This is a genomic window from Micromonospora marincola (genome assembly GCF_056150385.1).
Map to the genome: position 1 here is coordinate 20,665 of NZ_JAXCFT010000011.1, position 19,147 is coordinate 39,811.

Here is a 19,147-nt window from a genome sequence, read left to right on the forward strand (position 1 = left end):
AGCCTGGAGATGCGTACCCAGGTCGGCATCGTCGGCGCCGGGCCGGCGGGACTCATGCTGTCGCACCTGCTGCACCTGCGCGGGATCGAGTCGGTGGTGCTGGAGAGCCGCAGCCGTGACCACGTCGAGCATCGGCTCCGGGCGGGTGTCCTCGAACAGGGTTCCGTCGACCTGCTGTGCCGCACCGGCCTCGGCGAGCGGCTGAGTCGGGAGGGGTTGCGGCACGAGGGCATCGAACTGCGCTTCGCCGGGGAGTCGCACCGGGTGCCGATGACGGAGCTGACCGGGCGGGCGATCACCGTCTACGGGCAGCAGGAGGTGGTCAAGGACCTGATCGCGGCCCGCCTCGCGGCCGGCGGCACGATCCACTTCGAATCCGAGGCGGTACGCCTGGACGGCCTGGACACGGACGCGCCGACCGTCCACTTCCGGCGGAACGGGCGGGACGAGGCGCTGCGGTGCGACTTCGTGGCCGGCTGCGACGGGTTCCACGGGGTCAGCCGCGCCGCGGTGCCCGACGGGGCGCTCACCACGTACGAGCGGGCGTACCCCTTCGCCTGGCTGGGCGTGCTCGCCGCCGCCGCGCCCTCGGTGGAGGAACTCGTCTACGCCCACCACGACCGGGGTTTCGCCCTTTACAGCATGCGCTCACCCGAGATCTCCCGGCTCTATCTGCAGGTCGCTCCGGACGAGGACATCGCCGCGTGGCCGGACGAGCGGATCTGGGCGGAGCTGCGGACGCGGCTGGAGACGGTGCCGGGCTGGTCGCTCCACGAGGGGCCGGTCCTGGAGAAGTCGATCACGCCGATGCGGAGCTTCGTGGTCGAGCCGATGCGGTGGGAGCGGCTGTTCCTGGCCGGGGACGCGGTGCACATCGTGCCGCCGACCGGCGCGAAGGGCATGAACCTGGCCCTCGCCGACGTCGCGTTGCTCGGGGACGCCTTCGCCGCGTGGTACGACCGGGGGCGCACGGACCTCCTGGAGGGCTACTCGGCGACGGCGCTGCGCCGGGTCTGGCGGGCCCAGCACTTCTCCTGGTGGATGACCTCCATGCTGCACCGGTTGGAGCGGGACGACCCGTACGAGGCGAAGCTGCAGACCGCCACGCTGAGGTACGTCGCCACCTCCCGCGCCTACGCCACAAGCCTGGCCGAGAACTACGTGGGACTGCCGGAGGTCTGACCGTCGTCGTTTAACTTATCCATGACGGGCGTCAGAATTTCTTGACTTTAGATATCGACGTGACTGACCATTTCCCCACCCCCGCCCAGGAAGGGTCCCGTCAATGAAGAAGGCCATGGCACTCGGGCTGATCGCCGCCACCGCGATCGCCCTCACCGGATGTACCGACTCCGACGCGCAGCCCCCGTCCGACCAGGGCTCGGGCGAGTTGCGCCAGGTCCGGGTCGCGGCGCTGCCCATCACCGAGACCGCCGCGCTGTGGGGCGGCATCAAGGCGGGCATCTTCGCCGAGCACGGCCTCAAGGTCGAGGTGCTGCCCGCCCAGGGCGGCGCGCAGGCCATTCCCGCCCTGACCAACGGCGACATCGACTTCGCGATCGGCCAGCCCTTCGGCCCGTTCCGGGCCGACCTGCGGAACCTCGGCGTGGTCATCATCGGCAACTACGCCTCCTCGTACGCCGACGGCGACGACATCAACGCCGTGGTGGCCTCGGCGAAGTCCGGCATCAAGCGGCCGGCCGAACTCGCCGGCAAGCGGGTCGCGGTCAACAGCCTCGGCGCCGCCGGCGACGTGACGATCATGGCGGCGGTGGAGAAGGACGGCGGCGACCCGTCCAAGGTCAAGTTCGTCGAGGTCGCCTTCCCCGACACCCCGGCCCAACTCCAGGCCGGCAACATCGACGCGGCGTGGGTGCCGGAGCCCTTCGTCACGCAGCTCAAGAGCCGTGGCGACACCGTCGTCGTCGAGCCCTACCAGGCGGTCGTGCCCGGCCTGGCCACCCTCACCACGATCACCACCAAGGAGCGCACCGAGAAGGACGCCAAGCTGGTCGCGGACTTCTCGGCCGCGATGAAGAAAACGCTTGAGTGGGCCGAGGACCCGGCCAACGAGCCGGCCGTCCGGCAGGCCATCAAGGACAACCTCGAACTGCCCCCGCCGGTCGCGGAGTCGGTGCGGCTCCCGGCGTTCGGGTGGGAGGTCGACCGGGAGAGCCTGCAGACGCTCGCCGATCTGGCGCAGAAATACAAGGTGCTCGACCAGCAACCCAACTTCGACCGCCTCATCCAACAGCAGTAGCCGGCATGGGCGTCCACTCCGGCCCGGGCCGGCGCGCGTCACGCAAGGCGTTGCTCGGCGTCGCCGGCCTGGCCGGGTTCCTCGCCCTCTGGCAGTCGATCCCGGCGTTGGGCCTGATCGACCCGCAGTACCTGCCGTACGTGACGGACGTGCTGGCGCGGCTGTCCGAACAACTCGTCGACCTCGCCTTCTGGCGTCGGCTGGGCAGCACCATGACGTCCTGGGCGATCGGCCTGAGCCTGGCGACGGTCGCCGCCGTCGTCCTCGGCACGGTCGTCGGCCTGGTGCCGCCCCTGCGGCGCGCCACCCACACGACAGTCGAGTTCCTGCGACCGATCCCGTCGGTCGCCCTCATCCCGCTCGCCGTGCTGATGTTCGGCATCCAGATGCGGGCCGCCCTCGTCATCATCGTCTACGCGTCGTTCTGGCAGGTGTTCGTGCAGGTGATCTACGGGGTGGCCGACGTCGACACGGTCGCCCGCGACACCGCCCGCAGCTTCGGCCTGACCCGGCGCGAGCAGTTGTCGCACCTCGTCCTGCCGACCGCCCTGCCCTACCTCATGACCGGCCTGCGGCTCGCGGCGGCGGTCGCGCTCATCCTCGCCGTCACCGCCGAGATGGTGATCGGCAACCCCGGCCTCGGGCGCATGATCGAGCTGTCCCGGTCCGCCGGGGACGCCACCGGCCTGTACGCCCTGGTCGTGGTCACCGGCCTGCTCGGGCTCGCGGTGAACCTCGTCTTCCGGTTCGTCGAACGCCTGACGCTGTCCTGGCACCAGTCGGTGCGCGGCGAGGAGGCCCGGTGACCGCGTACCCCGGCCGGATCGCCGCCGCGCCGCGCGGCCCGGGGGTCGGCGCCCGGGTCGGGGCGGGTCTCCTCCACGCGCTCGGGCTGCCGCTGCTGCTCCTGGTGGTCTGGGGACTTGTGGCGACCAGGGCGACGAGCGAGTTCTTCCCCGGCCCGCCGGAGATCGCCCGCGCCTTCGTGGACACCTGGGTCGGCCCCGCCTTCGTCGAGGACGTGCTGCCGAGCCTCTACCGCCTCGGCCTCGGGGTCGCCGGGTCGATCGTGCTCGGCGTCGCCGCCGGCACGGTGATCGGCCTGTTCCCGTGGCTGCGCGACCTCCTCGAACCGCTGCTGGAGTTCTTCCGGGCCATCCCGCCGCCGGTGCTGATCCCGGTGGTCATGCTCCTGCTCGGCATCACCGACACGATGAAGGTGGCCGTGATCGTCTCCGGCGCGCTCTGGCCGATCCTGCTCAACACGATCGAGGGGGTCCGGGCGACGGACAGCGTCATGACCGAGACCGCGGCCTCGTTCCGGATCACCTGGTGGGAGCGCCTGTGGTTCCTCGTGCTGCCCGCCGCCGGCCCCCGCATCATGACCGGCGTCCGGCAGGCCCTGTCGGTCGCGCTCATCCTCATGGTCATCTCCGAGATGTTCGCCTCGTCCTCGGGGCTCGGCTACCGAATCGCCTACTTCCAGCGCAACTACCTCATCGCCGAGATGTGGAGCGGCATCCTCCTGCTCGGCCTCGTCGGCGTCTTCCTCGCCGTCGCGTTCGGTCTCGTCGAACGGCGCGTCCTGCGCTGGTACCACGGAGTCAGGGAGGCAGACCGTGCCTGATCGGAGCACCCTGCTGCGGGTGGAGCACCTGCGGAAGGTCTACGGGTCCACGACCGGGGACGTGGAGGCGATCGGGGACCTCACCTTCACGATGGACGCCGGTGAACTCGTCTGCATCGTCGGGCCGTCCGGGTGTGGCAAGACCACGCTGCTGAAGTGCCTCGCCGGCCTGCTGCGGCCCACGAGCGGCCTGGTCGAGATGGACGGCGCGCCGGTGACCGGGCCGAGTCCCGCGATGGCGGTCGTGTTCCAGGAGTACGGGCGCAGCCTCTATCCGTGGCTGACCGTGCGCGGCAACGTCGAGCTTCCGCTGCGGCACAAGAAGCTGCCCCGGGCCGAACGGGACAAGCTGGTCGCCGACGCGATCGACGCGGTCGGCCTCGCGCACGCCACCCGCAGCCACCCGTGGCAGCTCTCCGGCGGGATGCAGCAGCGGGTGGCGATCGCGCGGGCCATCGCGTACGAGCCCGAGATCCTGATCATGGACGAGCCGTTCGCCGCGGTGGACGCCCAGACCCGCGCGGACCTGGAGGACCTGGTCCGCGAGCTGCACGCCACCCGCCGGATCTCGACGCTGTTCGTCACCCACGACATCGACGAGTCGGTGTATCTCGGCCAGCGGGTTCTAGTATTGTCCTCGTCGCCGACCCGGGTCCAGGAGGACCTCGCGATCGACCTGCCGTCGGAGCGCGACCAGATCACGACCCGCGCCCTGCCCCGTTTCACGGAGCTGCGGACGCACGTCTACGACCAGATCCAGCGGGCCCGGCGCGGACCGGCAGCGGCCCCGCGATCCGCTCGGTGACCCGGGCCGCCACACCGGCATCGCCGAGAGGGAGGGCTGTGCGTAGTCGTCAGCCGAAGCAACTGCTGCTCGCGTTCTTCGGCGAGCACGTCGTCGACGGCGCCACCGGGCCGATCCGGGCGAGCGTGCTGATCGGCGTGCTGGAGGGCGCCGGCGTCGCCGCGCCGGCGACCCGCGCCACCCTCGACCGCCTCGTGCACAGCGGCATCCTCGCCCGCGCCCGCAGCGGCCGGGAAACCCTGTTCTCGCTCACCGAGCACGGGGCCGCGGTGCTACGCGAGGCGAAGGACCGGGTCCGCGGGCCGCGCCCGTTCGATCCCCAGGGCAGCGGGTGGACCCTTGTCACCTTCTCCATCCCCGAGGGCCAGCGGATGCTGCGGCACCGGCTGCGCTCCACCCTGAGCTGGGAGGGCTTCGCGCCGCTGCGGGACGGGCTCTGGCTGGCGCCCGGCGAGGTCGACCTCGCCGGATCGTTGGAGCCGCTGCGGCAGGACCTCCCGCCGCACTCCGTGGTGGCGTTCCACGCCCGCGAACTCGACGGGTTCCCGATCGGCGAGAGCGTGCGCGCGGCGTGGGACATCGAGGCGATCCGGCGGCAGCACCTCGCGTTCATCGAGGTGTGGGACGACCCGGCCGCGACGACGATGGCGCCCGGCGCGCTCACCGTGCGGACGATGCTCGTGGCGGACTGGCTCGCGCTGCTGCGCGCCGACCCGAGGCTGCCGGCCGAGTTCATGGACGCGCAGTGGCCGGCCACCCGCTCGGCGGAGACCTACCGCCGCACGCACGAGAGGCTCGCCGAGGCGTCCGCCGCGGAGTTCGCCGACCTCGTCGCGGCCCCCGGCGGGGTCAGGCGCCGAAGCGGGCCCGCAGCTCGGCCTTCCGCACCTTCCCCGACGCGGTCCGCGGCAACTCGTCCACGATGACGACGTTCTTCGGCAGCTTGTACCGGGCGAGCCGGCCGTCGAGGTGGTCCCGCACGGCGTCGGTGTCCAGGGACACCCCCGGGCGTACGGTCACGATCGCCCACGGCACCTCCCCCCAGCGCTCGTCCGGCACCCCGATGACCGCCGCCGAGGTCACCCCGTCGATCCCGGCGAGCAACTGTTCGAGTTCGGCCGGGTAGATGTTCTCGCCCCCCGAAATGATCATGTCCTTGAGCCGGCCGGAGATGTAGAGGTAGCCGTCGGCGTCCAGGTGACCCAGGTCGCCGGAGCGGAACCACCCGTCGGGCGTGAACGCCTCGGCGGTCACCTCCGGCAGCCCGTGATAGCCGGGGAAGACGTTCGGGCCGGCTATCTCGATCTCACCCACGTCGCCGGCGGGCACCACCGCGCCCGTGCCGTCGGTGATCCGCACGTCGGTGAAGAAGTGCGGCAGGCCGACGCTGCCCTGCTTGGCGCGGGTCATCGACGGCGGCAGCGCGGTGGCGCCCGGCGCGGCCTCCGTCATGCCGTAACCCTGCGCGAACGACAGGCCCCGCGCCTCGTACGCGTCGAGGACGCGGGTCGGCACCGCCGAGCCGCCGCAGGTGAGCTTCGCAAGCGTCGACAGGTCGGTCGCGGCCCACGCCGGGTGGTCGGCCATCAGCTGGTAGGTGGTCGGCACGCCACTGAGCATGGTCACCCCGTGCCGCTCGATCCGGGCGAGCGCCCGGCCCGGCTCGAAGCCCTTCTCCAGGACCATGGTGGCGCCCTTGAGGAAGACGGGCAGGGCGCCCATGCCGAGCGAGGCGACGTGGAACAGCGGCGAGATCATCAGCGCCACGTCGGTCGAGACGACGTCGTAGTCGACCACGCAGTTGAGCGCCACCCAGGTGAGGTTCCCGTGGGTGAGCACGGCGCCCTTGGCCCGGCCGGTGGTGCCCGAGGTGTAGATGATCGCCGCCGGATCACGGTGGTCGGTGTGGACCGGCCCGGCGAAACCGGCGGCGGCCCGCGCCAGCCGGGCCAGCCCCGGCCGGTCCGGGGTCCCCTCGCCGGTGACGATGACGTGCCGGACCCCGGCCGCCGGCCCGGCGGCGGCGACCGGCCCGGCGAACTCCGGGTCGTGGATGAGCACCCGCGCGCCGGAGTCCGTGACGACGTGGGCGATCTCGGGCGGCGCGAGCCGGGTGTTGACCGGCACGAAGACGGCGCCGAGCTGGGCCGCGCCGAACATCACCTGGAGGAACTCCGGGCTGTTCTCGCCCAGGTAGGCGACCGCGTCACCGGCGCCGACGCCCCGCTCCCGCAGCGTCGCCGAGACCCGGTCCGCGGCGTCGGCGAACTGGCCGTACGTCATGGTCGACAGGTCGCCGTGGATGAGGGCGACCTTGTCCGGGGACTTGAGCCGACGCCTGGCCACCCAGGCGCCGATGCCGTGCTGACGCATCGTCGCCCCCGGCTCAGGCGTGGAAGCGGTACAGTCCGCGCGCGACGACCGCGGGCTTGGTCCCGCCCTCGATCTCGATCGTCTGGTCGACGGCGAGCTGGTAGCCACCGCGGACCTCGGTGACCTCGACGACTGTGGCCCGCATGCGCACCCGGGAGCCGACCACGACAGGCGCCGGGAAGCGCACCCGGTCCAGGCCGTAGTTCAGCTTCGTGGACACGCCCTTGACCTCCAGCAGCTCGGTCCAGAGCGGAACGGCCAGCGAGAGGGTGAGGAAGCCGTGCGCGACCGGCGCGCCGAACGGGCCGCTCCGCGCCCGCTCGGGGTCGACGTGGATCCACTGGTGGTCGTCGGTGGCGTCGGCGAACAGGTTCACCTGGCCCTGGGTGACGGTCCGGTAGTCGGTGGGACCGAGATCGGCGCCGGCCAGGTCGGCCAGCTGGTCGTAGGCGATGGTGGTCGTCATGGCGCTTCCTCTCGTCGTCACCGGGCGAGGCCCAGCAGCCGGACCGCGTTGTCCTTCAGGATGCCGGGGAGCACGTCCGGCTTCAGGTCGGTGGCCGTCACGTCGCGCAGCCACCGGTCGGGGGTGAGCAACGGGTAGTCGGTGCCGAAGAGCACCCGCTGCCGGAGCAGGGAGTTGGCGTGGCGCACCAGCTCGGCCGGGAAGTATTTCGGGCTCCAGCCGGACAGGTCGATCCAGGTGTTGTGCTTGTGCGTGGCCACCGAGAGCGCCTCGTCCTGCCAGGGCACCGACGGGTGCGCCATGATGATCTGAAGCGCCGGGAAGTCGGCCGCGACCGGGTCGAGCAGCATCGGGTTGGACAGGCCGAGCCGCAGGCCGTAGCCGCCCGGGAGGCCCGCGCCGATGCCCGTCTGTCCGGTGTGGAACAGCGCCGGGACGCCCGCCCGTTCGAGGAGGCCCCACAGGGGGGCGTACTCGTCGCGGCTCGGGTCGAACCCCTGCACGGTGGGGTGGAACTTGAAGCCGCGTACGCCCTCCTCCTCGATCAGCCGGGCGGCGAGGTCCAGGGCCGCCGGGCCGGTGCGCGGGTCGACCGAGCCGAAGGGGATGAGCACGTCGGCGTGCTCGGCCGCCGCGCGGGCGATGTCGACGCTCGACAACGGCGGATGCCTCAACTGTGTGCCCGCGTCCACGGTGAAGACGACGGCGGCCATGTCGCGCTCGCGGTAGTACCGCGCCACCGCGTCCACCGCCGGCCGGGGCCCGTCCGTCCGGAAGTATCTCGACACCGCCGCGACGAGCGGTTCGGGCAGTGAGGCGTGACCGTGGTCGTCGACCTCGATGTGCACGTGCATGTCGATCGCGGTGACGGTGTCGAGGTCGATCGCGGGCTGGTACATGGGCGGCAACCTCCGTCGGGGCGGGCCGGTCGGCCGGGTCAGGAGGTCGCCGGCGCGAACTCCGCGGGAAGTTCCGGGAAGCGCTCCCCGACGCTCTGCGTGGCGCCGGCGAAGGTCGTCGGCCACGCCTCGACCAGGGCGTCGTAGGTCCAGCCGCCCTCGCGGTGGGCGGTAAGCGCCGCCTCCGGGTGGGTCCACACCTGGAGGCGGTCACCGCCCACGCCGATCACCTGCCCGGTCACCGAGGCCGCCGCGTCGGAGCCGAGGAACGCGATCAGCCCGGCCACGTCGTCCGCCGTGCCGAAGCCGAGATCGTGCCGGAAGAACGCGGGCATCGGCTCGTCGTTCGCCTCGGCCCGCACCGCCGCGGCGAAGTAGGGAACGGTGGCGGTCATCGCGGTCGCGGCGACCGGAACGACGGTGTTGGCGGTGATGCCGGCCCGCGCGAGTTCGAGCGCCCAGGTGCGGACCATGCCGACGATGCCCGCCTTGGCCGCCGCGTAGTTGGTCTGCCCGATGTTGCCCCGCTGCCCGGTGGGCGACCCGACGCAGATGATCCGCCCGCCCGCACCGGCTTGGCGCATGTGCCGCACCGCCTCGCGCACGGTGGTGAACGTGCCGCGCAGGTGCACCTCGATGACCGTGTCGAAGTCGTCGTCGGTCATCTTCCACAGCATGGTGTCGCGCAGGACTCCGGCGTTGGTGACGAGGATGTCCAGCCGACCGAAGCGCTCGACCGCCGTAGCGACGAGTTCCTTCGCGGTCTCGGTCGGGCCGACCGGCGCGACCACCGCGACGGCCCGGCCGCCGGTCGCCTCGACGGCCGCCACGGCGTCGGCGGCGGCCTGCTCCTCGACGTCGTTGACCACGACTGCCGCGCCGCGTCGCGCCAACTCCCGCGCGTAGGCGAGGCCGAGGCCCCGGCCCGATCCGGTGACGATGGCGACCTTGCCGTCCAGTGACATGGGTGCTCCCTTTCGTCGATGCCGAAGCACGAGCCGTGGCGGCGCAGGGGAAACGTAATGCAAATTCTGGCCGGGCGTCAACGTTTTGCAATGTGTCTATGTCGGCCCGCGCCCGGCGCGGCCGGAGTCGCCGAGCGCCCGGGAGAGCGCCCGACCGGCGGCCTGGACCAGCGGCGCCAGGGCCACCGGATCCGCCCGGTCGTGCGCGACCACGAGCGAGATCGCCGCCGCCACGCCCGCCGGCCCGCGGATCGGCGCGGCCACCGAGAGGGCGTCCATGGTGACCTGGCGGTCGCTCACCGCGTATCCCGTCCGGCGCACGTCGGCGAGGCAGCGCCGCAGCCGACCCGGGTCGGTCACGGTCAGCTCGGTGTACCGCTCCAGCGGCGCGGCAAGCACCTGCTCCTGGAGGTCGGCGGGCGCGTGGGCGAGCAGGACCAGCCCGACGCCCGTGGCGTGCAACGCAAAGCGGCCACCCACCCGGGTCAGCACCGGCACCGCGTCCCGTCCGGCGAGGCGTTCGATGAAGACGACCTCAAGGTCCTGCCGGACGGCGAGCTGGACGTTCTCGTGGGTCACCTCGTACAGGTCCTCCATCACCGGCAGGGCCAGCTCCCGCAGCCCCAGGCCCCTCGGCGCGAGCGAACCCACCTCCCACAACCGCAGGCCGATCCGGTAGCACCCGTCGTCGCCACGCTCCAACGCCCCCCACGCGACGAGTTCCGCCACCCGCCGGTGCGCCGTGGGCAACGGCAGCCCGGCACGCCGGGCCAACTCGCTCAGGGTCAGCGCCGGCACTGCGGGACTGAACGCGCCGAGCAGCGCCAGCACCTTGCTGGTGACCGACCGCCCCGGCTCCGCGCGCACCACACCATCATCGCCGTCCACGCCGGCCGGTCACAGCTCCAGCACGAGCCGGGGCGTACGGGCCCGGGAGACACAGATCATCATGGTGTCCCCGGCGGCGCGTTCCTGCTCGGTGAGCAGGCTGTCGCGGTGCTCCGGCACGCCGGCGAGCACCGGGGTCTCGCAGGTCCCGCAGGTGCCCTCCCGGCAGGACGAGAGGACCGACACGCCTGCCTCCTCCACCGCCCGCAGGATCGGCGTGCCCGCCGGCACGGTCACCGTCCGCCCGGAGAGGGCCAGCTCGACCTCGAAGGCCGTCTCCGCACCGCCGGGGCCGGCCACCGGCGTGAAGCGCTCGACGTGCAGGCGGCCCGGCGGCCAGCCACGACAGTGCTCCGCCACGGCGTCGAGTAGTGACTCCGGGCCGCAGCAGTAGAGGACCCGGTCGTCGGGTCCACCCAGCAGCCCGGGCAGATCGAGCAACCCGGTCTCGTCGCGCGGGCGCAGGCTCACCCGGTCGCCGTACCGCTCCCGCAGGGTGGTGGCGAACGCCATGGTGGCGCGGCTGCGTCCCCCGTACACAAGCCGCCAGTCGGCGCCCGCGGCGTCGGCGGCGGCGACCATCGGCCGGATCGGGGTGATGCCGATGCCCCCGGCGACGAAGAGGTAACGCGGCGCCTCGACGAGCCGGAAGGTGTTGCGGGGCCCGCGCATCCGGACCGTCGCACCGACGGTCAGCCGCTCGTGCACCGCCCGTGAGCCGCCGCGCCCGTCCGGTTCGCGCTGCACCGCGACCCGCAGGGCGGACCGGTCCGCCGGGTCGCCACAGAGCGAGTACTGGCGGATCAGGCCGGCGCCCAGCTCCAGGTCGATGTGCGCGCCCGGCGTCCACCCGGGCAGGTCGCCGCCGCCCGGACGGCACAGGCGCAGCTCGACGATCCCGGCAGCCACCTGGTCCCGGCCCGCGACCACAAGCGCGACACCGACCTGATCGTCCTCGGTCACACCGGCACCGCCGGCCGGCGCGCCGGCCCGGGCGTCGGCACGGCCGTGGCACGGTGCCCACGCGGGTGGGCGAGCAGCCACTCCCACAGCTCGATCGGCTCCTCGGCGACACGCTCGGCCCCGCAGTGGCAGACCCCGCGCAGGGTGTCCGCGCCGGGCATCCAGTGGATCCGGTAGACCCGGTCCCCGGCGCGGGCGCTCACCGCGCCGCTCCCGCCTTCCCCGACTCGACAAGCCGGGCCAGCAGCCGCCGGGCGGCCAGGCCACCGGTGTCGATGTTGATGCTCAGCTCCTGGTACCGGTCCGGTTCGGCCGCGATCACCCGCTCCAGGATGTCGAGCGCCGCCACGTCCTGCATGACCACCGTGTGGTTGCTCTGGTGGAGATACTCGCTCACCGACTCGTCGTCGATCGCGAAGTCGCGCGCCACCGCCCAGAAGTCGTACGTGGTGTGCTCCGTCGACGGGGTGATGGCGTACACGATCTCGGCGTGGAAGGCCGCGCTGTCCTCGCCCTCGGCGGGCGGGTGGACGCCCTGCGGCGCGATCCGGCTGTGCAGGAGATAGAGGCAGGGCGGGTGGTATTCGATGTCCTGCCACCTGGTGATCCGGCCGGTGATCCCGGTGGAGCGCGCGTAGAACGGCGGGCACTCGGCGTCGTCCATGTGCCGGCTCACGTGGACGACACCCCGCTCGTCGTCCACCTCGGTGGTGATCGGGGTGTTCGCCACCTCGGGCGTGCCGATGTAGCCACCGTGCAGGTAGGTCTCGTGGGACAGGTCCATGAGATTGTCCACGAGCAGGCCGTACCGCGCGTTCAGCGGCGCCATCCCCCGCACCACCGCGTACCGCGGATCGGCCAGCCACGGCGCGCGGGGAATCGCGGCCGGATCGGCCCGGTCCCGGTCGCCGATCCACACCCAGACGAGGGAGTCCTGTTCCACCAACGGATAGGACGCGACCCGGGCGGTGCGCGGGATGCGCTGCTGGCCCGGCACGAAGACGCAGGCGCCGGTCGGGTCGTAGGTGAAGCCGTGGTAGCCGCAGACGATCGTGTCGCCGTCGAGCCGGCTCTCCGACAGCGGGTAGCGCCGGTGCACGCACCTGTCGGCGAGCGCCACCGCCGCCCCGGCGCCGGTGCGGTAGAGCACAAGCGGCTCACCGAGCACCGTGCGGGCGAGCAGGTCCCGCCCGACCTCGTTGCCGTAGGCCGCCACATACCACTGGTTGCGCGCGAACACCATGCGGTCGACCCCCTCGTGAGCGAACGTCGATGTGTTCCCGGATCCTCCCGCGCGTTGGCCCCGACCGGGAGCGGCGCTTTCACTGAGTGGAAGGCAGACCGTGTCCAGCGAGGATCACAGGCGACCGCTTGTGTGCAGGTAGTCCAACAGACGGCCGTCCACCCGGTCCTGGAACGAGTCGAACCGTGCCCGGTCTGGTTGTTCGTACTCGTACCCGCAGGTCACCCAGCGCTCCGGGACACCTGCCACGTCCAGGTAACCCGCGTCGATGTCACCCACCTCGAAGCCGGGTTTCCCGGCCGACTGCCAGCAACTGAAGAGCTTGCCGTCGGCGTTGACCACCGCGCCGTACCGGCCTCCGGGCGCCGAGCAGATCTGGCAGGTGGTCCTCATCCCGGGCCGGGCCATCCGGAACCCCGCCTCCAACGCCGCGATGCTCCAGCTCACGAAGGCGTCACTCACCTCATCGAGGTGCCGCATGGCGTTGCGGTACCCGAAGCCCGCGTCGCCCACCCAGGCGAACGTCACGGTGCACCGGTCGGGGATGAGGTCGGCGGCCAACTCACCGACCAGGTCACCGATCCGGTCGAAGTTGTGGTGCGACACATTGACCCGCAGATTCCAGTTGAGCCCGGTCACCTCGGTCGCACGGGCCACGTTGCGCAGGATGGTGTCGAAGGTGGGCGCCCCGGACCGCTTGACCCGGATCCGGTCGTGGTCCGCCCGGCTCCCGTCGAACGTCACCTGCGCGCCGTTGAGACCTGCCGCGTACAACTCACGCGCCAGCCTCGGAGTCAGCAGCACGCCGTTCGTCGTCATCGCGCACCTGTCGAGGCCGATCGCGCGGGCCCGGTCCAGCAGGTTGAGGCAGCCGCGCGGGTTGAGCAGCGGCTCACCGCCGAACAGCAGCAGGAAGAGGCGGTCCATCTCGCACCGACGCATCCGGTCGCGGGTGAACGCGATGACGCGGTCGATCACGTCGTCGTCCAGCCAGGCCCGCCCGATCCGCGGCGGACGTGCGCCACCCGTCTCGTCGAGCCCGGTGTTCTGGAAGCAGTAACCACAGCCGAGGTTGCAGGTGGTGGTGGTGAGCACGGTCAGGGAGAACGAGGTCGGTGTGCGCGGCCGGAACGCCCCGACGCGGCGAAGGAAACCGGCGGCGTCGCCGTCCACCGTACCGTCGGGCCCCACACACTCGGGCCGCAGCAGAGTCCAGGTCTGGTTCCCGATGAACCACCAGCCGTGTTCGCCGCGGATCAGGCGCGGCGCGTCAACATCGTCCAGGCGAGTGCCGATCATGGCTTTCCTTCCGTACGGGATGTGGGGTACCGCAGCGGCGGGGCCCGCCGGCCGTGCGGCGGACGGCGGGCCCCGCGAGTGATGCGTCCGGCTAGGCGGCCGGACCGGCGTCGCGCGGCAACGCGGCGTTCTCCGGCGCGCCGACCTGGATTCCGCAGGCCGCCTCGGCCGCGAGCGGCGCGGCCTTACGGTTGGCCAGGATCCGGCTCAGCTCCGGCGCCCCGACCTGGACTCCGCACGCGGCGGCCTCCTCACCGGCGATGTCCGGCCCTCGGCTGGCGAGGATGTTCTCCAGATCCTCGGCGCCGACCTGAATGACACACATCGGTCCTGCTCCCTTCCCCGGCTGGGACGGTTTCCCGCCGGCCTTGCTCATTTGTGGCGGCGGGGCCGCCGCCAGATACCGCGCCACCGGATTCTGTTCCGACCGGCTGCCGCTCAACCGTCCGAGCAGACGGGGGCGCTGCGGACCGGCAGGGAGCTCGCGCGGCTCAGCCGGCACCGAAACACACGAAGGCCGAGGGCTGGTCGCCGGGTGCCGCCTCGGCAAGCGCCGCGGCCGGGCTCCGGCCCGCCACGACCGCCCGGTGATAGGCCACCATCGCCTCCGTCGCCGCCTCGTCGCCGACCCGGGCGACGCTCGCGACGACCGTGGCGGTGCCCGCGGCGAGCAGTGCGGTCGGCATGCCGAGCGCCTCGTCGCCGTGCCGCACGTCGGTCAGGCCCAGGTCACAACAGGACAGCACGACGGTACGCGGCGCGACCCGCAGCCCCTGCACGTCGTAACCCATAAGCGGGCCGCCGGTCAGCTCCAACGTGGAGAACAGCGGGTTCTCGGTCTGGTGCTGCCCGTGCGCGGCGACGTGGGCGACGCGGGCCCCGGCCATCGCGGTGAGCGCCGCGGCCGGGGTCGCCTCCGCTCCGGTCAGCACCACCGCGCCGGGATGCAGCGACGCCACGGCCCGGGCCTCCGCCTCGCCCCGGTGGATACCCGGACCCGACACCACCACCGAGCCGCCGGTGGAGCCGCCGGCGTGTAGGCGACGCCGGGCGGCCAACCAGACCGCGACCGACGGCGCCACCGTGACCGGTCGGGACGCGCACGCCGGCAGCGCGTGCCACGGCGTGGTCAGCAGCATCCCGGTCGGAACCACCACCAGTTCCCGATCGCCGATCAGGGGAAGAACCGGGTCGAGCACCGTCGCGGCCACCAGGTCGGCATCCCGTCGGGTCGCGGCGCGGACCACCGCGGCCAGCCGTCCGGGCATGGCGCGGCCCGCCTGCGCGTCGAGGTCGGCGCGCAACCGCCGGACCGCCTCCTCGGCCGTGGCGCGCCGGCCGAGCGCCACCACCGAGGCCGCCCGGTCGGTGACCACGAGCGCGTGCAGGATGTCCCCGGCGTTCACGTACAGCACGAGCGCCGCGCCGGCCAGCTCCGCCGTCACGGCGGCAAGCGGCGCCGGCGCCTGTGGCACCGCGTCCCGGGGGCCCGGGGTCGCCCAGGCCCGCTCCCGAATCACTCGCTGGAGCTCCTCCGACCGGCTGCGGAAGATCCGCGTCGGGCGGCCGGCGAGTTCCGCCTCACGGAGACCGTGCCGCAACTGGCGCAGTTCCTCCAGGGCCCCGGCGGCGATCGGGTCGTCGGGGGGTCGTACCGGCGGCAGCAGCAGCGCCTGAGCCCGTACTCGCTCGGACCAACGGTAGACGGCGTTGGCCGAGCCACCGGACAACGCGGCGGCAAGCCCGGCCCGGGCCAGGTCGCGGCCGTGCACCGCGGCCCCCGTCTGAAGATCGGCGCAGCCGAACCGGGCGCGGTACCGGTGCAGCGCGGTCACTCCGGCCAGCAGGCTCCGCCGAGCCTCACCGGCCCGGCCGGTCGAGGCCGCCACCTCCGCCCTGGTCAGGTGCCAGAGCAGGCGTGTGTCGAGCCGGTCGGTCCGCCGTGGTCCGGCCTGCCGCCCGATCTGCTCCGCGGCCCGCCGCGGTCGTCCCGCGGACACCAACGCCCGGACCTTGACCAGGTGGGCGACCCGGGCGTCCTCGGTCAGCCCGAGCCGGGTCAACCGCCCGGCCAGCGCCCCGGCGCGCCGTACCACCGTCTCCTGGTCGACCGCACCGGCCGCCTGGTCGGCGCGCAGCTCGATCAGCGCGGCGAGAGCGGCCCGGCGGACGTTGGCCCGGCCGAGGAACGCGGCCCGGGCTCGCGCCGCCCACCGGCCGGCGGCGATCGGCTCGCCGGCGAGCAGGGCCGCCTCCGCGCGGACCTGGAGCGCGTCGGCGTACGTGTGTCCGAGCTGCTGCTGCGTCGCCCGCCGCACCGCATCAGCCAGTTGCCGGTCCGCCTCCCGGTAGAGCCCGGCCGCGACAAGCGCACGGGCCCGTTCCACGGCCAGGTTCGCGAGCCGGCCCGGCGCGAGCGACAGGTAGTCGGCGTCGGACAGGGTGAACGCGCGCAACGCGGAGGGCAGGTCACCGGCGATCACGTCGAGACAACCCAGGTTCGTCCGCGCCATCGCCACATGCAGGGCGAACCCGTGCCGTGCGGCGATCTCGGCGCAGCGTCGCAGATCGGCCCGGGCCAGCCGGACGTGGCCCGCCTCCAGGTGCACGAGGCTGCGATTGTTGAGCGCCTTGACCAGGTCGGACGGATGCGCCATGTCGTTCAACCGGCCGACGGCCGCGTCGTACTGACGCAACGCCTCCGCGTTGCGACCGCTGCGCTTGAGCAGGAGGGCTCGCTGGCCGAGCAGGATCGGCCACTGCGGCGCGGCCACGAGCGCCTCGGCCTCGTCGAGCAACCGGAAGCCCAGCTCCACCCGGCCCCGTTCGGACTCGGCCCAGGCGAGGCTGATCAACAGCCGGACGTGGACCTCGCGCAGGGCCGGATTGCGCCTGGCCAGCCGCAGGCCCGCCCGCAGTTCCCGGGCGGCCCGACCCGGCTGGCCGGCGTCGCTCGACGCCACGCCCGCCGCGTGCCAGCGGGCTGCCCGGCGGGCGAGCGCGGCCGGCTCCACGTCACAGGGCGAGGGCCGGCGTGACCACCTGCGGCGCGTGTTCGCCAGGCGCCGGGTGCACGACGAGCTGCGCCAAGCCGTGCGGCACGCCGTCAAGCACGAACCGCCCCTCCGCGTCGGACTCCGCGGTCTGGGCCGGGTCGGGGGCCGGGTGCCGCAGTTCGACGCGCACGGCGGCACCTGGCGCGAGCCAGCCGTCGACCCGCACGAGGCCGTCGGGCCGGTCCACGATCGTGATCATCACGGTCCGGCTCTCCGAGTCGAACGTCAGGGTACGGCTCCGTTCGGTGCCCCGAACCGCGCCGACGAGGTGCTCGTCGCGCAGCCGGGCGACCTCCCGGTCGACATCGTCGAGGCGCAGCACGAGGCGCACCCGGTCGTCGAGATCGGCGGGCGGCGGGTCGAGTCGGGTGAGCACCACGGCCAACTGGTCCAGGATCGCCTGGTCCAGGTCGTCGAGCGGTTGGTCGGCGGAGTGCGGGGCGGTCATGTGGGGCTCCACGTCGAGTCGGCGGCCAGCATCTCCCGCAGCTTCGCCAGGCACCGGCCACGGGTCGGTCCGATGCTGCCGCGCGGCATGCCCAGCACCTCGGCCACCGCCGCGTAGTCGGGACGATCGACGTGGGCGACGATCCGCAGCAGCGTCCGGCACCGCTCCGGCAATCGCGCGACGTGCCGCCACAGCGCCCGGTCACGTTCCTCGGACAGCAGCACGTCGACCGGGCCGGGATCCGGGTCGGGCGAGGATTCGAAGTCCGCCGCGGGGTGCGGGTCCTGCCGCTGCGCGAGCCCACGCACCCGCCAGGACTCCCGGCGGGTGGTGGTCACCAGCCACGCGGCGAGCGAGGTCGAGGACCGGATGGCGTGCAGTCCGCGTACCAGCTCCAGCCAGGTCGTCTGCACGACGTCGGCGGCCTCCTCGGCGCTCAGACCCTGGGCGCGGGCGACGCGCCACAGCAACGGGTTGAGCTCCCGGACCACCTCGTCGAGGGCGCCCCGGTCGCCCGCCCGGGCCCGGTCGAGGCAGTCGCCGAGCCGGGTCGCGCGGTCCACCGGGCTTCCCGACACCGTGGACATGCCGTCACTCCGGCAGCCGCACGGGCACGGACGCCGGCGTCAGCCGGTGGGCGAGCCGGCCCGCGTACCTCGCCGCCGCGAACGACGTGCCGCTCCAGTAGGCGTACGCGCCCCGCAGCGCGGCGGGGGTCGTGGCCAACGGCATGGTGCTCACCGCGTGGGTACCCTCGTGCCACCGGCTCACCCACACCCCGTGATTGCTGTAGGGCGCCCGCACGGTCGCCGACGAGCGGGCCCCGACGCTTGTCACCGAGAGCGTCGGGTCGGCCGCGAACGCCGCCGGATAGACCGGATCGTCGGTGCCGCCGTTGCCGGCCGAGGCGACCACCCGCACGCCGAGCTCCGCCAGGCGCTCCAGTGCTTTCCGGACCGGTCTCAGCTCCTCGTCCCCGTCCGACCCGGGACGGCCGAACGCGGTAAGCACCACGTCGAGCCGACGGCCGTCGCCGGCCCGGTCGGCCAGCCAGTTCAACGCATGTGCCGCGTTCAGGTCGCTGACCCGACCGGCGTCGCTCATCACCCGTACCGAGAGGATCTTCGCGTCGGGCGCTTCCAGCCGCACCAGTCCGGTGAGGAACGTGCCGTGCCCCCAGTGGCTGCCGAAATCCACCTCGTCGCTCTCGTCGCCGCGACCGTCCTGACCGGCGATCTCCGGAATGGCGCGCGGCGGCGTCCACCCCTCCGCCTCCTCCCAGTACGGCTCGCCGTCCGCCTCCACCAGCCAGTCGTGTTCCCGTACCCCGGTGTCGAGCAGCGCCACCACGGGCCGGCCGGCCGGGAAGCCGCTGTCCGGGAGGCGTCGGGGTTTCGGTGGCATCACGTGGTCGGGCGCCGGGAGCCAGGCGACGGTGCCGTGGCCGCTCTTGCGGCCACCGGCCCGGTAGTTGGGGTAGAGGTTGGCTTCCCACCGGGCGCCGTCCTCCACTGTGGCGGCCGTGCACTCGTAGTCGGGCAGGAACTCGGGCACGCCGTCGGAACGGCCGGCCAGCCAGCGGCTGGCCCTGGCCACGGCCACCGGGTCACCCTGGACGGGCAACTCGATCAGTGCGACGTCAGGGGGCGCAGGGGCGGCCGGCGGGGACAGCGGACGACCGAAGCCCGCCCCGGCCAGCAACTCGTTGAGCCGGTCAATCGTCTCGGGACGCTCCGCCACCCACGCCGGCGCGAGCACGACGTCGGGGCGGTACGGGAAACGGGACACCTGACCTCCCGGTGGGACGGTGGTCACCCGTTCAGTCCAGCACGTTCCCCCACCCCCGCCAAGGGCC

General features: G+C 73.0%; 20 protein-coding genes. 6 read left to right on the forward strand and 14 right to left on the reverse strand.

Annotation, left to right across the window (positions count from 1 at the left end):
- Window positions 1-9 precede the first annotated feature (9 nt).
- From SM450_RS21700 to SM450_RS21725, 6 genes are all read left to right on the forward strand, one after another.
- Window positions 10-1,182 carry a 4-hydroxybenzoate 3-monooxygenase gene (locus SM450_RS21700; RefSeq protein ID WP_474621583.1) on the forward strand — a complete coding sequence of 391 codons (1,173 nt, stop codon included), beginning with the start codon at window positions 10-12 and terminating at the stop codon, window positions 1,180-1,182.
- A gap of 115 nt (window positions 1,183-1,297) precedes the next feature.
- Complete coding sequence (locus SM450_RS21705) at window positions 1,298-2,260, forward strand: ABC transporter substrate-binding protein (RefSeq protein ID WP_474621584.1); 963 nt, start codon at window positions 1,298-1,300, stop codon at window positions 2,258-2,260.
- Window positions 2,261-2,265: 5 nt separating this feature from the next.
- Window positions 2,266-3,066 (forward strand): ABC transporter permease, encoded by an 801-nt coding sequence (locus SM450_RS21710; protein WP_474621585.1) that lies wholly within the window; start codon window positions 2,266-2,268, stop codon window positions 3,064-3,066.
- Window positions 3,063-3,887 (forward strand): ABC transporter permease, encoded by an 825-nt coding sequence (locus SM450_RS21715; protein ID WP_474621586.1) that lies wholly within the window; start codon window positions 3,063-3,065, stop codon window positions 3,885-3,887. The genes SM450_RS21710 and SM450_RS21715 overlap by 4 nt, the downstream gene beginning before the upstream one ends.
- The gene (locus SM450_RS21720; protein WP_474621587.1) at window positions 3,880-4,692 is read left to right on the forward strand and encodes an ABC transporter ATP-binding protein; all 813 of its coding nucleotides are present in this window, start codon (window positions 3,880-3,882) and stop codon (window positions 4,690-4,692) included. Before SM450_RS21715 ends, SM450_RS21720 begins: the two co-directional genes overlap by 8 nt.
- A gap of 38 nt (window positions 4,693-4,730) precedes the next feature.
- A complete protein-coding gene (locus SM450_RS21725) occupies window positions 4,731-5,618 on the forward strand; it encodes a PaaX family transcriptional regulator (RefSeq protein WP_474621588.1) in 888 nt (295 codons plus the stop codon).
- Here the strand turns inward: SM450_RS21725 and SM450_RS21730 are convergent.
- From SM450_RS21730 to SM450_RS21795, 14 genes are all read right to left on the reverse strand, one after another.
- A complete protein-coding gene (locus SM450_RS21730; protein ID WP_474621589.1) occupies window positions 5,542-7,065 on the reverse strand; it encodes an acyl-CoA synthetase in 1,524 nt (507 codons plus the stop codon). The genes SM450_RS21725 and SM450_RS21730 overlap by 77 nt on opposite strands.
- Window positions 7,066-7,078: 13 nt before the next feature.
- The gene (locus SM450_RS21735) at window positions 7,079-7,531 is read right to left on the reverse strand and encodes a MaoC family dehydratase (RefSeq protein WP_474621590.1); all 453 of its coding nucleotides are present in this window, start codon (window positions 7,529-7,531) and stop codon (window positions 7,079-7,081) included.
- Between the two features lie 17 nt (window positions 7,532-7,548).
- Entirely contained in the window at window positions 7,549-8,430 is an 882-nt protein-coding gene (locus tag SM450_RS21740; protein WP_474621591.1) for an amidohydrolase family protein, read from the reverse strand.
- A 38-nt stretch (window positions 8,431-8,468) separates the two neighbouring features.
- Window positions 8,469-9,395: an SDR family oxidoreductase gene (locus SM450_RS21745; protein ID WP_474621592.1), complete on the reverse strand. Its 927-nt coding sequence runs from the start codon at window positions 9,393-9,395 to the stop codon at window positions 8,469-8,471.
- 96 nt (window positions 9,396-9,491) lie between these two features.
- A complete protein-coding gene (locus tag SM450_RS21750) occupies window positions 9,492-10,262 on the reverse strand; it encodes an IclR family transcriptional regulator (protein WP_474621593.1) in 771 nt (256 codons plus the stop codon).
- Between the two features lie 30 nt (window positions 10,263-10,292).
- Window positions 10,293-11,246, reverse strand: a complete 954-nt coding sequence (locus SM450_RS21755) for a PDR/VanB family oxidoreductase (protein ID WP_474621594.1) — start codon at window positions 11,244-11,246, stop codon at window positions 10,293-10,295.
- Complete coding sequence (locus tag SM450_RS21760) at window positions 11,243-11,449, reverse strand: hypothetical protein (RefSeq protein ID WP_474621595.1); 207 nt, start codon at window positions 11,447-11,449, stop codon at window positions 11,243-11,245. The genes SM450_RS21755 and SM450_RS21760 overlap by 4 nt, the downstream gene beginning before the upstream one ends.
- Complete coding sequence (locus SM450_RS21765; RefSeq protein WP_474621596.1) at window positions 11,446-12,489, reverse strand: Rieske 2Fe-2S domain-containing protein; 1,044 nt, start codon at window positions 12,487-12,489, stop codon at window positions 11,446-11,448. The genes SM450_RS21760 and SM450_RS21765 overlap by 4 nt, the downstream gene beginning before the upstream one ends.
- A gap of 114 nt (window positions 12,490-12,603) precedes the next feature.
- Entirely contained in the window at window positions 12,604-13,788 is a 1,185-nt protein-coding gene (locus tag SM450_RS21770) for a radical SAM protein (RefSeq protein WP_474621597.1), read from the reverse strand.
- 91 nt (window positions 13,789-13,879) lie between these two features.
- Complete coding sequence (locus tag SM450_RS21775; protein WP_474621598.1) at window positions 13,880-14,113, reverse strand: hypothetical protein; 234 nt, start codon at window positions 14,111-14,113, stop codon at window positions 13,880-13,882.
- 166 nt (window positions 14,114-14,279) lie between these two features.
- Complete coding sequence (locus tag SM450_RS21780; protein ID WP_474621599.1) at window positions 14,280-16,802, reverse strand: CHAT domain-containing protein; 2,523 nt, start codon at window positions 16,800-16,802, stop codon at window positions 14,280-14,282.
- A gap of 1 nt (window position 16,803) precedes the next feature.
- Window positions 16,804-17,292: a peptidase associated/transthyretin-like domain-containing protein gene (locus SM450_RS21785; RefSeq protein ID WP_474621600.1), complete on the reverse strand. Its 489-nt coding sequence runs from the start codon at window positions 17,290-17,292 to the stop codon at window positions 16,804-16,806.
- Entirely contained in the window at window positions 17,289-17,879 is a 591-nt protein-coding gene (locus tag SM450_RS21790; protein ID WP_474621601.1) for an RNA polymerase sigma factor, read from the reverse strand. Before SM450_RS21790 ends, SM450_RS21785 begins: the two co-directional genes overlap by 4 nt.
- Before the next feature lie 4 nt (window positions 17,880-17,883).
- The gene (locus SM450_RS21795) at window positions 17,884-19,080 is read right to left on the reverse strand and encodes a S8 family peptidase (RefSeq protein WP_474621602.1); all 1,197 of its coding nucleotides are present in this window, start codon (window positions 19,078-19,080) and stop codon (window positions 17,884-17,886) included.
- Window positions 19,081-19,147 lie beyond the last annotated feature (67 nt).

What these genes read in the sequence shown, in the direction of transcription:
- SM450_RS21700 (WP_474621583.1), top strand. Translation starts at nt 10, where the DNA reads ATGCGTACCCAGGTCGGCATCGTCGGCGCCGGGCCGGCGGGACTCATG.
- SM450_RS21705 (WP_474621584.1), top strand. Translation starts at nt 1,298, where the DNA reads ATGGCACTCGGGCTGATCGCCGCCACCGCGATCGCCCTCACCGGATGT.
- SM450_RS21710 (WP_474621585.1), top strand. Translation starts at nt 2,266, where the DNA reads ATGGGCGTCCACTCCGGCCCGGGCCGGCGCGCGTCACGCAAGGCGTTG.
- SM450_RS21730 (WP_474621589.1), bottom strand. Translation starts at nt 7,065, where the DNA reads ATGCGTCAGCACGGCATCGGCGCCTGGGTGGCCAGGCGTCGGCTCAAG.
- SM450_RS21735 (WP_474621590.1), bottom strand. Translation starts at nt 7,531, where the DNA reads ATGACGACCACCATCGCCTACGACCAGCTGGCCGACCTGGCCGGCGCC.
- SM450_RS21740 (WP_474621591.1), bottom strand. Translation starts at nt 8,430, where the DNA reads ATGTACCAGCCCGCGATCGACCTCGACACCGTCACCGCGATCGACATG.
- SM450_RS21745 (WP_474621592.1), bottom strand. Translation starts at nt 9,395, where the DNA reads ATGTCACTGGACGGCAAGGTCGCCATCGTCACCGGATCGGGCCGGGGC.
- SM450_RS21765 (WP_474621596.1), bottom strand. Translation starts at nt 12,489, where the DNA reads ATGGTGTTCGCGCGCAACCAGTGGTATGTGGCGGCCTACGGCAACGAG.
- SM450_RS21770 (WP_474621597.1), bottom strand. Translation starts at nt 13,788, where the DNA reads ATGATCGGCACTCGCCTGGACGATGTTGACGCGCCGCGCCTGATCCGC.
- SM450_RS21775 (WP_474621598.1), bottom strand. Translation starts at nt 14,113, where the DNA reads ATGTGTGTCATTCAGGTCGGCGCCGAGGATCTGGAGAACATCCTCGCC.
- SM450_RS21785 (WP_474621600.1), bottom strand. Translation starts at nt 17,292, where the DNA reads ATGACCGCCCCGCACTCCGCCGACCAACCGCTCGACGACCTGGACCAG.
- SM450_RS21790 (WP_474621601.1), bottom strand. Translation starts at nt 17,879, where the DNA reads ATGTCCACGGTGTCGGGAAGCCCGGTGGACCGCGCGACCCGGCTCGGC.